We start from the raw sequence: 16,865 nt of genomic DNA on the forward strand, positions 1-16,865 counted from the left end.
ATATATGGAGACAACAATTACGGTGAAGGAAAGGTTAATTGAGGAAAAGCTTATTGGATTTTGGAGGGAAATTTTAGAACAAGAAACAATAGATACAGATTCCAACTTCTTTGACTTAGGAGGGAATTCCCTTTTGGCCATGCAATTTATACAAATGGTGAAGAATAACCTGGGAGTGAGATTACCAATCAAAGTCATGTTCGAACAGTCCACCATCCAGGAACTATCTGTACTCATCAAACAATTGGACGATATGAATAAGTTAAGTTGAATGGAAAAGAATTGAGGTGTTTTATCTATGAACAGGATGATCAGTGAAACGGAAGATAGGCTATTAAACTTGATTTCAATTGTTATCGAACCTATTAAAATATCACTATTAGAGGACATGAATGAATCATTAAGCACAAATGAAAAAAAAGATGAGTTTTTGTCTTCGATAAAACAGGAGTTTGGTATTCAATTAACACCGGAAATCATTTCAAGTCAATGGAATATAGAAAAACTGGCAAGTTTCCTGGACATGCTCCTCGAAATGAGGGAAGTCGAGGTAAATAAGCCTTATAAACGCGGGAAAAGTGAAGGAATGCTTTCTCATAATCAAGATCGAATGTATCTGTTTGACAGCCTGAATGAAAGGAAAATGCTCTATAATATGCCATTTAAATTCATTTTAAATGGCGTAGTGGATACTGATGACCTGCAACAGGCATTAGATTTCATGATTGACCGCCATGAAACTTTGCGAACTAATTTCAAGGGTGAAGAACATCAAATCCTTCAATTCTTATCAAAAAAAAGCAGAAACATAATTGCCTATGAAGACTGTCGGGATTTAGATCCCGAAGTCAGTAATATAATGGTCACCTCCCATCTTACTGAAGAAATGGAAAGATGCTTCGACCTGGAAAATGATCATTTATTTAATATGAAACTATTTCGAGTTGACGAAGAAATGCATTATTTAGTATGCAATTTTCACCATATCATTTTTGATGGAGTATCGTTTGTCACCTTTTTCGAAGAGTTATTGGAGATTTATGAAAGAATTCAAACAGGCAGGGTTGGGGATATTCCTCCTCTGGACATGCAATATTTAGATTATGCTGTCTGGCATAAGGAGTGGGTCAAGGAAAGTACGCCAAGCCAAAGGAGGTTTTGGGAAAGTTATTTAGATCAAGAGGAAGAAGCATTAGAACTTCCATTTGACTTTCAACGTCCAAAATCACCTTCTTACTCAGGGGAAAGACTGGAAATGGACATAACGGATGAACTTCGTGTATTGATAGACAGGGTTTTAAAGGAGAATGGTACGACTTTATATGCTTTTATGATGACAGCCTATCAAGTGTTTTTAAGTCAGTATACCGGGAAGAATCAAATCGTTGTCGGGAGTACCGTGGCAAACCGTGGCCAAGAAGAATTTGCCCGGACAGTTGGATGCTTTGTCAATACGCTGCCATTGAAGTTAACCGTGGATGCCACGGAATCATTTCATGAAATATTGAACCGGAATCGTAAAGTGATTTTGGATGTATTGGAACATCAGGCTTTTCCATTTGAAAAAATCGTGGAAATCATTAATCCAGACAGGGATCTCAGCCATTCCCCATTGTTCCAAACAGCTTTGGCAATGGAAGAAAGCTTTGATGGGAACTTTAGCAATTCATTCTTCACTCTTGAACAAGACAAATTCGAAATTCCTTATTCAAATTATGACCTGACTATAAAGGTGAAGGGGTCTCATGATCTAATCCTGGAATTCGAGTATTCCGATGAACTTTTCAGACGGGAAACAATTGAAAGACTCATGTTGAGTTTCGAAAAATGGTTATTCCAAATCTGCAGAAATGCAGATATGCCTATCTGTCATTTGCAGTATTTAGATGACAATCAAATGAATCAATTGTTAATTGGGTGGCAAGGTGAGGTTTCGGATGCACATCAAAATGAGACGATTACCACCATATTCAAAAGAATCGTTAAGAAGCATTCAAACAAATTAGCCGTTGCTGATAATGGTCAGACCATTACTTATTCGGAATTAGATCAAAGATCGAATGTGATTGCGAAATTGGTTAGAAATAAAATCGAAAATGGTTCTAATAAGGTAGGCCTGCATGTAAATAGATCGATTGATATGGTAATCGGCATGTTGGGAATCATTAAAGCCGGATGTGCATACGTTCCGCTTGATCCTATGCTGCCAGCTGAAAGATTGGAATATATCATCAATGATTCGAAAATGGATATATGCATTACGAATCAAGTTGAGGTTCCTGCCATTAAAAAAATAGCTAAAGTGATTGATCTAGAATCCGTACATTACGTGGATACCGAGTGCTGTAACGAATCCATTGCACCTTCCGATCTGGCTTACATAATCTATACTTCGGGAACGACAGGAAAACCCAAAGGTGTCATGTTATCTCATAGAGGAGTAGTGAATTTAATAATAAGTCAAAACAAATACTTACAACTTGATGAGACCTCAAAGGCATTACAATTTGCCACGTTTAATTTTGACGCTTCTATATATGAGATTTTTGGGAGCTTATTAAATGGTGCAGAGCTGCATATCGGGAATAATAAGGAGGAAATGTTTGATTTATTCGCATTGGAAAATCAAATCAAAAGTGAAAAGTTAACGCATCTAGTATTGCCGCCTGCAGTATTACAAGAGCTCAATATAGAGGGATCCCATGTGAAATTCGTTGGTTCAGCCGGATCTGAATGTCCAATAGCTTTGCTGGATCGCTATCAAACTATAAATTTTTATAATGCCTATGGTCCAACGGAATATTCAGTATGGACCACGTTTGAAATGTTTAAAGCGCATGAAAACAATGAGACTACTAATAATAAAGTATCGATAGGCAAACCAATCCTGAATACCGACGTCTATTTATTAAGTCCTGAGCAAAGACTCGTCCCGATAGGTGCAGCAGGGGAAATATATATTGGTGGTGAAGGGTTAGCCGTTGGATATGTGAATAATGATGATTTAACAAAAGAAAAGTTCATTGAACATCCTTTTAAAGCTGGAAAGCGTTTGTATCGCAGCGGTGACCTTGCAAAATTCACGAGCGATGGTGAGTTGATTTTTCTGGGGCGTAAAGATAATCAAGTGAAAATAAGAGGTTTCCGTGTGGAAGTTGATGAGATTTCGGTCAATCTCAATGCATATCCGCAAGTAAGTGACTCATTCATTAAGGTTCAGGATCAGCCAAACTTAAATAAACAAATAATCGCTTATTTCACATCCAAACAACAAGTTGATTACGATCACTTAAAAGCATTTTTAAAAGAGAGATTACCAAGTTACATGATTCCTTCATTCTTTATGCAAGTGGACAAATTTCCATTAAATGCAAATGGGAAAATTGATTCAGCGCTTCTTCCGGTGCCAGTAACTAGGAGCAATACATTGGAAGAACCTGAGACGTTCAATGAGAAAGTGCTTCTTCAAATTTTTAAAAGTGTCTTAGGGTTAGATGATATCAGTATCCGAGATAACTTTTTTGAACTTGGCGGCGATTCCATTCAGAGCATTCAAATATGTTCACTAGCAAGGCAGGAAAGTATAATCATTAGTCCAAAATCAATTTTTGAAAATCAAACGGTAGCAGAGCTGGCAGCGATCGCGAAAACCGAAAATAAGGTCATGATCCAACCTATAGCCACTAGGGGGAATGTGGAACTGACCCCCATCCAAGAATGGTTCTTTGCAGAACACACGACTTCCATCAATCATTGGAACCAGTCTATTGTTTTTAGTAAAGATGCCCGTGTCCAAATGGAGGACATGGAAAAAATTCTATCTCAAATCGTGGAACATCATGATGGATTGTTAACCCTATTTAAAAAACAAGACAATAAATATATCGGGAATATAGACTCCGAACACAAAACATGGGAGTTAGTCTATAAGGATATACATCATTTAGATGAAGAAACGCGGATGAAAATGAGAGATGAATGGGAAAGCAAGGCTCAAGGTTCATTGGACATAAGTAATGGACCGATCATGAAAATGCTTGTTTTAAAAGAACAATCGAACAAATATCGCTTCTTTTGGGTAATCCATCATTTATTGATTGATGCAGTTTCCTGGAGGATTTTACTTGAAGATTTCAATACTCTCCATGATCAAGCATTAAACAATCAAACAGGGAAGCTGGCTTATAAAACTTCATCATTCAAAGACTGGTCAAACTTCTTGAGGAAATACAATGAATCGTTGATGGACCCTGAAACACTCCGTTATTGGGAACAAAAAACAAAAAGTGAAATAACGGATTTTAAAATAGCGGAAGACTTTATAGCTAAAGAAGAAAGTACGATGGAGAAATCATTCGGTGAAGAAGAAACTGAATTATTGATCCAGGAATTAACAAGGCAATCTAAAGCGACTGTAGAAGAAGTATTGTTGTCATTAATCGCAAAGGGTTTGAAACAATCTTTGGATGTAAAGAACTTTTGGATGGAAGTAGAAGGGCATGGCAGGGAAATGGTGGACGAAACAATCGATGTTACTAGGACCGTTGGCTGGTTTACAGCGATGTATCCAATATTGCTGCATTCAGATGAGACGTTTGACGACACTTTAAGAAACACGAAGAATGCCATAAGGGAAATCCCAAATAAGGGTCTTGATTATGGCGTCATCAAGTATTTACGACCTGGGGTCATTCAGGAGCCGGATATCCACGTGACTTTCAATTACTTAGGAAGATTGGATTCTCAATTTGAATCATCCAATAGCAGGGATTTTGGTGAGTTTGAAAATAAACCAAAACTGCATTTCCTGTCATTTATTCAGGACGGAAAACTAATCATAAAAATCATTTCAAAATTAGCCGCAGAAAAGATGAACTTAATAATAGAAGCTATTGGTAAAGTCGTCATGGAAATCAAGGGAACTGAATTTGACCAAGGTTCTTTAATAGAAAGTGATTTTCCGGATGCGATACTCACTGAGGAAGATTTGTTTCATATATTGAATTCTAATAAATAAGGTGATTACTGGTTTAATAGAATGATTGTAGTCAGCGGGTATGGATGACACGAAGATAATGGAATCGGGAGGCGCAAAATTGGAGAAATCTATTCAGAATATCTACTCATTAACTCCGCTTCAAGAAGGAATCCTTTATGAACTGGAAATGAACAATACAGCTGAGAACCTTTACATTTCTCAAATGCGAATCAGGATAACAGGCGCTCTTGAAGTGAATGCATTGTTCGAGGCGTGGAGTCAGGTTGTAGAACGTCATGAAGCATTAAGAATGAAGGTCATCTCTAAAAATATTGAAAATAATGTTCAGGTTGTATTCAATACAATGGATTATCAACCGGAAATGATCGATATGACAGAGTTGAGTGATCATGAACAATTAAAGGAAATTCAGAGAGTGACTTCCGAATCTCAGGAGATGGATGTGAATAACTCCAATTTGATGAAACTCCAGTTAGTGAAAATTGAAGAAAATCAGTTTATCTTGATTTGGACTCATCACCATATAATTTTGGATGGCTGGAGCACCAGCATAGTCATCGATGAACTCTTTGTTATTTACGGCCGAATTGTGGGAAAAGACTCCAAAGGACTTATTGAAAAGCCAAAGCAATATGGAGATTTTATCCGGTATATGAATAAAACAGATGAGGAAGATTTAAATCGTTTTTGGAAAGAGCTTGCAAAGGATATTGAGCAGCCGACGATCACATTTCCCGTCATGAAACATGTGAAGGAAAACCAACAGGAAAATGATCTCTTTTGGGAGCTGGATAAAACACAAAGTAAGCTTTTAAGAGAATTTGCCGCTAGAAACCATGTAACGCTTAATGTATTACTGCAGTTAATTTGGTCAATCCTCCTAAAGGAAATGTCCAATCAAAATCGAATAGTCTTTGGAATCGTCAGCTCTGGCAGGTCGAATAACTTATTCAAATCGGAAGAAATTGTTGGGATGCTCATTAATACGATTCCTATGATAGCTGAAATAAGCGATACAGACAGCGTTACCGATTTACTGAAACGATTCCAGGAAACATTAAACAATATGCTGGACTACTCCCAAATTTCTTTAGTGGATATCAAAAGGCATACGAAATTAAAGAAGGACGATCCGATTTTCCAAACTTTATTTGTTTATGAAAATTATCCGGAGGCGAAAGATGAAGGCATTAGCATTAACTGGGAGGTCGAAGGCGGAAAAGAGTCACATAGCTTTCCGTTATCGTTACAAGCCCAGGATAATAAAGAAACGGTTAAATGCAAATTGTATTTTAATACCTGCTTCTTACAGCGTTCGCTAGTAAATGATATCCAATCAGCCTTCATGCAGATTGCCCATCAAATTACTAAAGTTCAGCAAATTGATGAAATATCTGTGGATATTGATTTTTCAAAACTTAAAAATAATGTGAGTAAAGACGATCAAGCAACGGATAGCCATTCGATCACATCCACACCAGTTAATCAAGGACTTAAAGAAATATGGCAAGAGTTTTTCTTGAACAGCGATATTAATGGTGATTTCTTTCAATTGGGCGGGCATTCGATAACAGCCATGAAAATGGTGTCTAAAATAAATAAAAGACTTGATGCGAATATGAAATTAGCTGATTTGTTTGAAAATCCTACATTGAAAATGCTAAATCATAAGATCTTTCAGGAAATGAGTACACCTAAGAGAAATGAAACGCAGGTAGTTTCATCTTTCGTGGAAAAGACATTTTTGGAAGTCTTATCAACAAGTCAAATCGATAAAGATGCCGATTTTTTTGAAATGGGCGGACACTCGATTTTAGCCATGAAGTTATTGACAAAATTAAACAAAGAATATAATCAAATTCTAACTTTGAAAAATATTTTTCAAAATTCTACAATCGATTCGTTGACGGCCTTCATCATTAATGAAATTTCAGATCATGACATTGAGCACATAGAAGTGCAACAAAAAGATCATGTTTTATCCAGTAACCAAGAGGCTTTATGGTTCAACGAAAAACTCAATGGTAAGACAGCCAATTATAATATCCCTCAAAAATATAAAATTACTGGAACAGTGGATACTTCGATGCTGGAAAAAGCTATCAATCATGTCATTGATAGACATGAGATTTTGAGGACGACCGTCCGTGAAAAAGCTGGTAAAGGCTATCAGGAAATCAGGGAAGATGTATACATTAAAATAAATGAAATCGATCTCTCTGCGTTAAAGCCTGAACAGCAAACGACTCGTATGCTGCAAATTGAAGATGATGTCCAATCGGAAATCTTTGAAATTGAAAAAGGTCCTCTCATGACAGTGAAACTTGTTAAATTGAGTGAAAAAGATTTTGTTTTATTTGTGAATCTCCACCATTTCGTTTTTGACGGATGGTCAGTGAGTATATTTTTAGATGAATGGTTATCTTTTTATGACAGTGAAGTGAATGAAAAGGAACTTATCCTTGGAAATGACTTTAAACAATATAAGGATTTTGCATTAGAGCAGAAAAACTGGTTGGAAAATAACATTAAAGAAGAATCACTATTTTGGGAAACAAACTTATCTGGGGAATTACCTAAATTGGAGCTTCCTTTAGATACGATGCGTTCAAAAGAAAATCGCAACGATGGCAGTAGTTTTATAGTGGAACTAACAAGGGAAGAGCTCCAGGGTTTAAAGCGGATGTCCCTGGAAAAAAACTCGACTTTATTCATGACACTGCTAACGATGTACCAGTCTTTTCTAGCAAAATATACAGGTCAAAATGATATCATCGTTGGAAGTCCTTTGGCGAATAGAATGATTGAAGGGACAGAAAAATCGATAGGTTATTTTGTCAATACACTTCCCTTTAGATTAAAGCTGGGACATGAGGAAACATTTGAAGAGATTCTTCAAAGAAATACAGACCATATCATCGACATCTATGATCATCAGCAAATGACATTGGAGAAAATCGTTGAAGTCATTAACCCTGAAAGAAATTTAGCAAGCACTTCTTTATTTCAAACCGTCTTCATTTTACAAAATAATGCCAAAGCTGCATTGGAAAGTGAATACATAAAGATAACGCCTGAAGTAATAAAATCAAAGGCAGCAAAATTCGATTTGAGTTTAGCTGCTGAAGAATATGAAGATAAGCTATTATTCGCCTTTGAGTATAATTCAGGGATCTTCAATGAACAAACCATTCAATCGTTAGCTGAGAATTTCCTGGAGTGGATCAAGAAAATTACTTATCAGCCTGAACAATCCATTGACAAGGTATCTGTCGTGAGTAAGAAGCAGGAGAAAGTATTATTGGAAGAATGGCAGGGGGAAACCATTCGCTTTGAGGGGATCAATGACACAATCCCAGAAGCCTTCCATAAAATTGTTGAACGATTTCCCGATAAGATAGCCATTGTTGATGGTCCTGGAACCATTACATATCGCGAATTGAATGATAAGAGCAATCGACTTTCACACTATTTACTAAGCAAAGGGATTTCTAAAGAAGAAAGAATCGGAATTTATGTGAATCGATCAATTGATATGGTGACAGGGATGTTGGCAGTAATTAAAGCAGGTGCTGCGTATGTCCCATTGGATCCTCATTATCCTAATGAACGATTAAGCTACATGGTTGAAGATTCGTCCATTTCCTATTGCTTGAGTCACAAAGAACTCGGAAAGAATGGTTTGATTGACTCATCCAAAATAATATATTTTGAAGATATTGAAAAAGAATCGGATTTGTTAATGAAAGAGAATCTTCACATTGCGGATCAGCGAGACTTAGCATATGTCATTTATACCTCTGGAACGACAGGCAGGCCCAAAGGAGTCATGTTGGAACATAGAGGAATCATTAACTTAGTTTATAACCAAAATAAAATGATGTGTTTAGATACATCAGCTAAAGTGCTGCAATTCGCTACGTTTAATTTTGATTCATCCGTCATAGAGATTTTCAGCACACTATTGTTCGGTGGCGAGCTGCATATAAGCGTAGATAAAGAAAATCAATTTGACATGAGTAAACTTGTTGAACAAATTAAGCACGAAGGAATTTCTCATATCATTTTACCGCCTGCTGTGTTGAAGGAACTGCCAATCAATGAATTGAGCACTATTAAAGTGTTGGGATCCGCAGGTTCTGAATGTCCAGTTGAGCTCGTTTCAAAGTTTAAGCATATATCGTTTTTCAATGGCTACGGGCCTACTGAATATTCGGTGTGTACAAGTTTTAAAATGTTTCCCCCGAATGAGGATGTTACAGATGAATTCGTTGTTTCAATTGGGAAGCCTCTGACTAACACGGTTGCACTTGTGCTGGATGAAAACCGGAAACTAGTTCCGGCAGGAACGGTTGGTGAACTTTATGTCGGAGGAATGGGGTTAGCAAGGGGATATCTGAATAATGAGAGTCTGACAAATGAAAGATTCATATCCAATCCATTCAACCCTAACGAAAAAGTTTACAGAACTGGGGATTTAGTAAAGCATAACAAAGCTGGGGAATTAGTTTATATAGGCAGAGCGGACGATCAAGTGAAAATAAGGGGATACCGTGTGGAACTATCTGAGGTTAATGTTTCATTACGAAAAATAGCAGAAATCAAAGATAGTTATGTAACGGTAATGGAAGATGGATTTGAGAATAAAAGGCTAATTGCTTATTATACGGTGAATGATGAGGTTTCGGTGGATTCAATCAGAAGAAGACTGAAAGAAACACTGCCTGCGTTCATGATTCCTGCTCATTTTATGCAACTGGATAAATTCCCTTTGACGCCGAATGGAAAAGTTGACCGGAAATCCCTGCCGAAATGGACTGAACAGTTGGATGAGAGGAAAGAAAAAGTGCTGGATGTGCAAGAATTGTCCAAAACTGAAACAGAGCTTCTGAAAATATGGAGAAATGTTTTAAACGATCCAACTATAGGACCAGAAGATAACTTTTTTGAATGTGGCGGTGATTCAATCATCAGTATACAAATATGCTCTGCTGCAAAAGAAAAAGATTTATTTATAACGCCTAAAGATTTATTTGAATACCAAACGGTACGTGAGCTAGGGAATATTGTAAATGAGCTTGAGCAAAAACAAGTGGTTCAAGAAAAAATATCAGGTTATGTACCGTTGACGCCTATTCAATCTTGGTTTTTTAATGAAAATCATGAGAATATCCATCATTGGAATCAGTCAGTCGTTTTGATGAAGGATAATGCGTTGGAGACTGAACAATATAAAAAAATCATCATGAAATTAATTGATCAGCACGACATATTAAGGACGTTATTTGTAAAACATGGTGATTCATATATTGGCAATATTTCAAATGCTGATACGGCATGCGGTTTTTATGAGTATCATGTTTCAAGTTTTACAGATGAAAATAGTCTGAAAGTAATTAAGGAGCTAGAAGAAAACGCCCAACAAAGTTTAAACATACACAATGGCCCCATGATGAAGTTCCTTCTATTCAGGGATCAAAGGGAGGTAAGGATTTTTTGGGTGATTCATCATCTTGTGGTTGATGGTGTTTCATGGAGGATACTTCTTGATCATTTCGAAAGATGCTATCAACAGATAAAGAATGAACAAGAACCTTCACTGCCTTTAAAAACGACTTCTTATAAACAATGGTCCGAGAAACTGAACGAATACCGGAACACTGACCTACCGGACGATGCCGTTCAATATTGGGAAAAGGAAATGAATATTCCGGTTTCTCCGCTGACGGAAAGCTTAGGAGAAACATGTGATTTTGAAAACATGTACAAAATACAAATGGATGTGGACCAAACACAAAACCTTATTAAAAACACTTTAAGAAAACATAAAACGACGATTGATGAAGTCTTATTATCCGTTATCGCCCATGCGTTTTCCAATATAATGGGAATCGATGAGTTTTGGCTCGATTTAGAAGGACATGGCAGAGAGGATATTGAAGATGATATTGATCTATCAAGGACGGTAGGGTGGTTCACCTCCATTTATCCAGTTAGGATTAAAGGAATGGCGTCTTTGGGCTCAACCTTGAGAAATACAAAAAACAAATTAAGAAGTGTGCCAAATAAAGGGTTCGACTTTGGAATCCTAAAGTATATTTCCACCCGGAATCATAACTATCCAGATAGCCTTGTGAGTTACAACTATCTTGGACAGTTCAATAACACTGGTGATATGGAACAAACCAATAGCAGCAATATCGATTTGAACTATAAATTTCCATATAAACTCAACTTTGTCGCCAGCATCGTAAACAATAGACTCATGCTGAATATTATTGGCGATAGCAACAATGAAAACTACCAAATGATATGTAAAGAAGTTGAAGTACACTTAAACAAAATTTTAAGTGGAAGTGCAGATTTGAATGAAGCTATTGTCGAAACGGATTTTGAAGCTGAGAAAATAGTCGATGGAAGTACGATCACCCATTTCATTAATAAGTTTAATAACATTGAAGAGATTTACCCAGTGACATCACTTCAAGAAGGGATGTTATTCCATAGTGAAGTAACTCAAAGTCCTGAATATATTTCACAGCTATCGATTGATTTAATAGGTGATCTGGACTTTGTTAAATTGGAAGAAGCTTGGAATGAAACCTGTAGAAAATACGACGTTCTTAGATCTGTTTTCAGGCGCAATCAAATGGGTGACCGTTATCAAATCATACTAAATGACATTTATTATGTGTTTAATCATGTGGATCTAACGATGTTTAGTGAAGACAAGAGAGCATCCAAGATAGAAAATCTTATAGAGCATAGCAAAAATAGACAAACGGATTTAGAGAATGGTCCGCTCATGAACATCACCTTGATCAAGCTATCGGATCATCGCTATAAATTCATATGGACACATCATCATGCTTTAATTGATGGCTGGAGCCTGCAAATCGTCATTAATCATTTTTTGGATAATTATCGAAGTCCATCCAATATGGCAAAAGACAGTGATGAACACAAGATTGCTTATAAACAAGTCATGAATCATGTCCGGAATATTAATAAACAGGATGAAGCAGCTTTTTGGAATGAAGAATTGAAGGATTTTGAACAAGTAAAAGCACTAGTAGGTAAGAAAACGGATAAGGAAGCTGTTACATCGGATAAAGTTATTGAATATAGTTTACCTGAAGAGCTTACCGAAAGATTAATAGAATTATCCAAGCGGCATAGAAAGACGATCAATACAGTCGTTCAAGGAGTCTGGGGCATCGTCCTGTCCTGCCTCAGTGAAAGTGACTCAGTATGCTATGGGGTGACAAGCTCAGGAAGGAACCTCAGCATTCCGCATATTGAATCAGCTGTAGGCTTATTGATCAATACTCTGCCATTCTCGTTAAAAATCGATTGGGATGATGATTTACAATCCTACCTTACTGCTATTCAAAACAAACAATTACAAATGAGAGAGTATGAGTTCAGTTCACTTACGGATATAAAGCGATACGCCAAAATTCCATGGGATAAAGAATTGTTCCAACATATATTTGTATTTGAAAATTATCCGAGCACAGAACTGGCAGAGGATTCGCGAATCATGATCGAAAATTCAGTTGGAAGCGAATCGACCAATTTTGATCTTACGTTCTCCGCGGCTGTAGTGCAATCCAAGCTGCATTATAAAATCATTTATAAAGACAGTAAATTCGCCGAAAATGAAATTTTAAGTTTTATGGATTCCATGCAAGAAATATTCTTAAAACTACTAGAAGATGAAACGCTTCTATATATTGGTGAATTAATAAATCACTTGAAAGTTGGGGCCCGATGATAAGTAAATCGATGACGACGAATAAATTGATATCAATAACTGAAGCTTTTAAAAAAATCGTGGAAGATAATCAATCAAATGCGGCACTTTGTGAAAATGAACGTCAAATTACTTATAAAGAATTAGACATTCTTTCAGATAATCTTGCCAAAAGGATCATTGATTTGGGGATTCAAGAAGAAACAATGATCGGTATTCCAAGCAAAAGGTCCATTGAACTGATCATAGGGATGCTTGCCATAATTAAGTCAGGCTGTTGCTATGTTCCAATTGACGAAAAGTACCCATTAAAAAGATTGGAATATATGCTTGCAGATACGGATATGAAGTTCTTCTTATCGTTTAATGGTCAAGAAGGGAAGCTCAGTGAATTGGATATCGAACCAATTCCATTTGAGATGAATGAACTAAGCAGGGACGGGCATATTCCCGTGAACCGTTCTTCGGAGAATGGTCTCGCATATGTCATCTATACATCAGGAACGACCGGGGAGCCAAAAGGTGTAATGATAGAGCATAAGAGTGTAGTCAATTTAGTACTGAACTCTGAAATTCTTGAAATAAACGAAAATAATAGAGTGGCTCAATTTTCCAACCCATGCTTCGACGCCGCAACTTTTGAGATATGGGGAGCTTTATTAAATGGAGCAACTTTATTCTTGATGCCGAATGAGTTCACTTCTTTTGATGATTGGAAAGAAGCGATATCCATTGGAAAGGTGGATGTAGCTTTTTTTACGACAGGTCTTTTCAATGCAATGGTAGATGAGGATCCATTAATTTTTGAAGGATTAAAGAAAATTGTGGTTGGCGGAGATAAAATCTCGGTTTCCCATGTGAGGAGATTGAAGCAAACAATCGGTCATTTTTCCTTGATTAATGGGTATGGGCCAACTGAATGCACGACTTTTGCCATTTGTCATGAGGTCGAAGACAAAGATGCAGATGTTATTCCCATTGGAAAGCCATTGAGCAATGTAGAAATCAGGATTCTATCTGAAGAACAAGTAGAGGTAGCAGATGGGGAAATAGGCGAAATCTACATTGGCGGTCAAGGGGTCATGAGAGGCTATTTAAATCAGCCGCAATTAACCGGACAAGCGTTGATCATGGATGACTTGAATCAGACCAAGTGGTATAAAACAGGTGATCATGGCATCCGGTTACATAATGGTGAGATCCTGTACAAAGGCCGAAAAGACAGTCAAGTGAAAATTCGCGGTTTTAGAATTGAACTGAATGAAATTCAAGACAAGCTTGATAAATACATGAAGGTTGAAAGTTCAGTAGTTGCTGTTAAAAACATCAATGATGAAAAATATGTTATCGCTTATTACAAACATAAAGATGAAAAAGCCGAAAACGCTGAAAAGGATATTAAAGATTATCTGAACAATGAATTGCCGAATTATATGATTCCCCACTTTTTTGTCAGAGTGGATGATTTCCCGCTTAATGCCAACGGTAAAGTGGATAAAGAGAAATTATTGGAAATGGATATCATGTCAAATAAAACTTCCTTAGCCAATCAAGAAACTGGAAAGAAAAAAGAAGTATTGGAGATTTGGAGAGATGTATTAGGAAATCAAAGTCTAGGATTGGACGACAACTTCTTTGAAAATGGAGGCCATTCCATTTTAGCTACAAAACTGGTCTATGTAATGAAGGAAACTGTACTTCCTGAAGCCACTTTACAAATCTTATTGGAAAATAATACAGTGAATAAATTTGTTGAGGCAATTGAAGTCGATTCATCTGGCAGCATGGAAGCAGTGATGGAGAAGGATTCCATGCTCGATCGAGAGTTGGTGCGGAAAATAAAGGAAATATCCGCTAAACCAGTTCAAATTGAAAAAAATATGATGATTACAGGTGGAACAGGTTTTTTAGGAGCACATCTATTAAACAAATTGTTACTGGAATTGGAAGATATCAAAATCTATTGTTTGGTTAGGTTTCCTTCAAGAAATAGGCTGAAAGATACATTAATGAAATATGGTCTTTGGCAGGATGAATTCGTAAGTCGAATCGTTGTAATTGAAGGGGATCTTAGTAAACATCAATTCGGTCTGGATGATATGACATATGAGAAATTAAGCAATGATGTTTCTCATGTGTATCATGCCGGTGCAGAAACGAATTTCTTCGAGCCGTATAGCAAATCAAAAATATCGAATGTGGATGGTGTAGTGGAAGTCATTAAGTTTGCTTCATCATACAATCGGAAAAACATTTATTATGCATCAACGCTTTCTGTCTTGACCGGAGAAAGGAAATGGGACGAGGAAGACGAATTGGTTTACTCCCCCGATTTAATGATCGGGTACAGCCAGTCCAAATGGGTTGCCGAGAAACTGCTACTTCAAGCAAGGGAACTTGGACTTACAATCGATATTTTCCGATTAGGCAGGATTTCATCTAATTCAAACGGGGTTTGGAATGAGAAGGATATGTTGTACAAGGTTTTCGAATCATTTATTGAACAAAGGATATTGCCATTTAAAGAGGAAATTCATTTTGAATTGATGCCAGTCGATTTTGTAAGTGAGTTTATTTACAAAATATCAAGATTAAAAGAGGATCAGAAGCTCGGGATCTATCATATGTTCAATGATCAGAGAGTTTCAAGTGAATTCGTGACCTCCTTCTTCGAAAAAAATGAAATACCTTACTCCAATATGGATTTGGAAGAATGGTTACACTCTTTAAAAGAAAAGACACAATCTAACGAGATTCATTCATTAAGTGCTTTGTCCCAGTTAATAGATGAATCAACCAAATTAAAAGAGTCGGAAATCCTGCAATCAAAAACCAAGAAGGACATGGAAAGGCTATCAATGAAAATGCCGGAAATTGATCCAAGGTATGTTGAAAGCTTTATGAAGTACATGTTGAAATAATTGATCGTAAGAGAAGGGGGATGAAAGGACTGAAGAAAACACTTTTTTGTTTCCCTTATGCTGGGGGAAGTGCATCTTTTTATAGAGAATGGAAATTTGATGATGATGTGATAGAGGTAGTCCCGCTGGAATACCCTGGACATGGCAGTAAATATAGTGAGCCATTATGTGATCATATGACGGATTTGACGGATATATTATTGAAAGAAATGGAAACGAAACATCGAATGAATTCACTGGAAAGCATCTCTTTGTTTGGACATAGCATGGGTGCGATCGTAGCCTATGAAATTGCGGCAAAATTAGAAGAGAGAGATGGTAATAAAGTTGAACATTTATTCATTTCAAGTAAGTCGTCTCCAAATTATAAAGTAGATCAAATCGATTGCTCTAATACAAAACATTTAAAACAATCGCTTGAAAAAATCGGGGGCACAAACAAGGAACTCCTGGAAACGGAAGATTTCATGAATATATTCCTTCCGATAATCCAGTCGGACTTGAATATATTAGCAAACTACCACCATGAAAAAAAACGCGAGAAAAAGGTGGGAAACAAAGCCGTTTTGCTATTGGGATCGAATGATACCGTGACGAAGGAAAGTATCGAAAGCTGGAATGAATATATTGAACATATTGAAGGATTGCATATATTAAAAGGGGATCATTTCTATATAAAGCAAAACCAGGATATCGTTTTAAAAATCATTCAAGAGTATGTACTCAACCGTCGTTGTGAAGTTCTCATTTAAGATAGCGGCCGGTTTTGTACCAAAATTTGCTCCGCCAATTAGTTTCAGAAGTCAAAATTTAATGTAAGTTTGGCATATCCGCTTGGATAAGCATGAAACCCAATCTTCATCTAAAAAAAGGACTGATTTATTCAGTCCTTTCAAACAGTAGATAAACTCAATGAAAATCGAGTTTATCTACTGTTTTTTATTGGTTTTTAGATTTTGGATGTAGATTGGAAGTAGGTCCGCCCTCGGCTAGCCAGTTATTCGGCATGAGTATCGCTAATTTATTCAATCAATGAGAGATCATCATTATAAAAAAGTAAAAAACATGAAGGATAACCAATTCTATTTCACGGTTCGGGGTGAGACCAATCGAACCTCCTTTAAATATGGAAATGGAAATTGAGATGCCGTTCCGTGTGTTTTAAAGTCCACACAAATCGGCGTAAATC

At 36.7% G+C, this 16,865-nt stretch carries 5 protein-coding genes; all 5 read left to right on the forward strand.

The window, feature by feature from the left end:
• The first annotated feature begins 4 nt into the window (after positions 1-4).
• The 5 genes from ACIQYG_RS13855 (at position 5) to ACIQYG_RS13875 (ending at position 16,428) form a co-directional block, all read left to right on the forward strand.
• Entirely contained in the window at positions 5-271 is a 267-nt protein-coding gene (locus tag ACIQYG_RS13855; protein ID WP_402838858.1) for a phosphopantetheine-binding protein, read from the forward strand.
• Between the two features lie 27 nt (positions 272-298).
• Positions 299-5,017 carry an amino acid adenylation domain-containing protein gene (locus ACIQYG_RS13860; RefSeq protein WP_402838860.1) on the forward strand — a complete coding sequence of 1,573 codons (4,719 nt, stop codon included), beginning with the start codon at positions 299-301 and terminating at the stop codon, positions 5,015-5,017.
• Between the two features lie 79 nt (positions 5,018-5,096).
• Positions 5,097-12,776, forward strand: coding sequence for an amino acid adenylation domain-containing protein (locus ACIQYG_RS13865; protein ID WP_402838862.1), 7,680 nt, complete (start codon positions 5,097-5,099; stop codon positions 12,774-12,776).
• The gene (locus ACIQYG_RS13870; protein WP_402838863.1) at positions 12,773-15,676 is read left to right on the forward strand and encodes an amino acid adenylation domain-containing protein; all 2,904 of its coding nucleotides are present in this window, start codon (positions 12,773-12,775) and stop codon (positions 15,674-15,676) included. Before ACIQYG_RS13865 ends, ACIQYG_RS13870 begins: the two co-directional genes overlap by 4 nt.
• 20 nt (positions 15,677-15,696) lie before the next feature.
• Entirely contained in the window at positions 15,697-16,428 is a 732-nt protein-coding gene (locus ACIQYG_RS13875; protein WP_402838865.1) for a thioesterase II family protein, read from the forward strand.
• Positions 16,429-16,865: the final 437 nt, after the last annotated feature.

The sequence above is a fragment of the Peribacillus sp. NPDC096622 genome, from assembly GCF_044762665.1.
Taxonomy (GTDB): Bacteria; Bacillota; Bacilli; order Bacillales; family DSM-1321; genus Peribacillus; species Peribacillus frigoritolerans_B.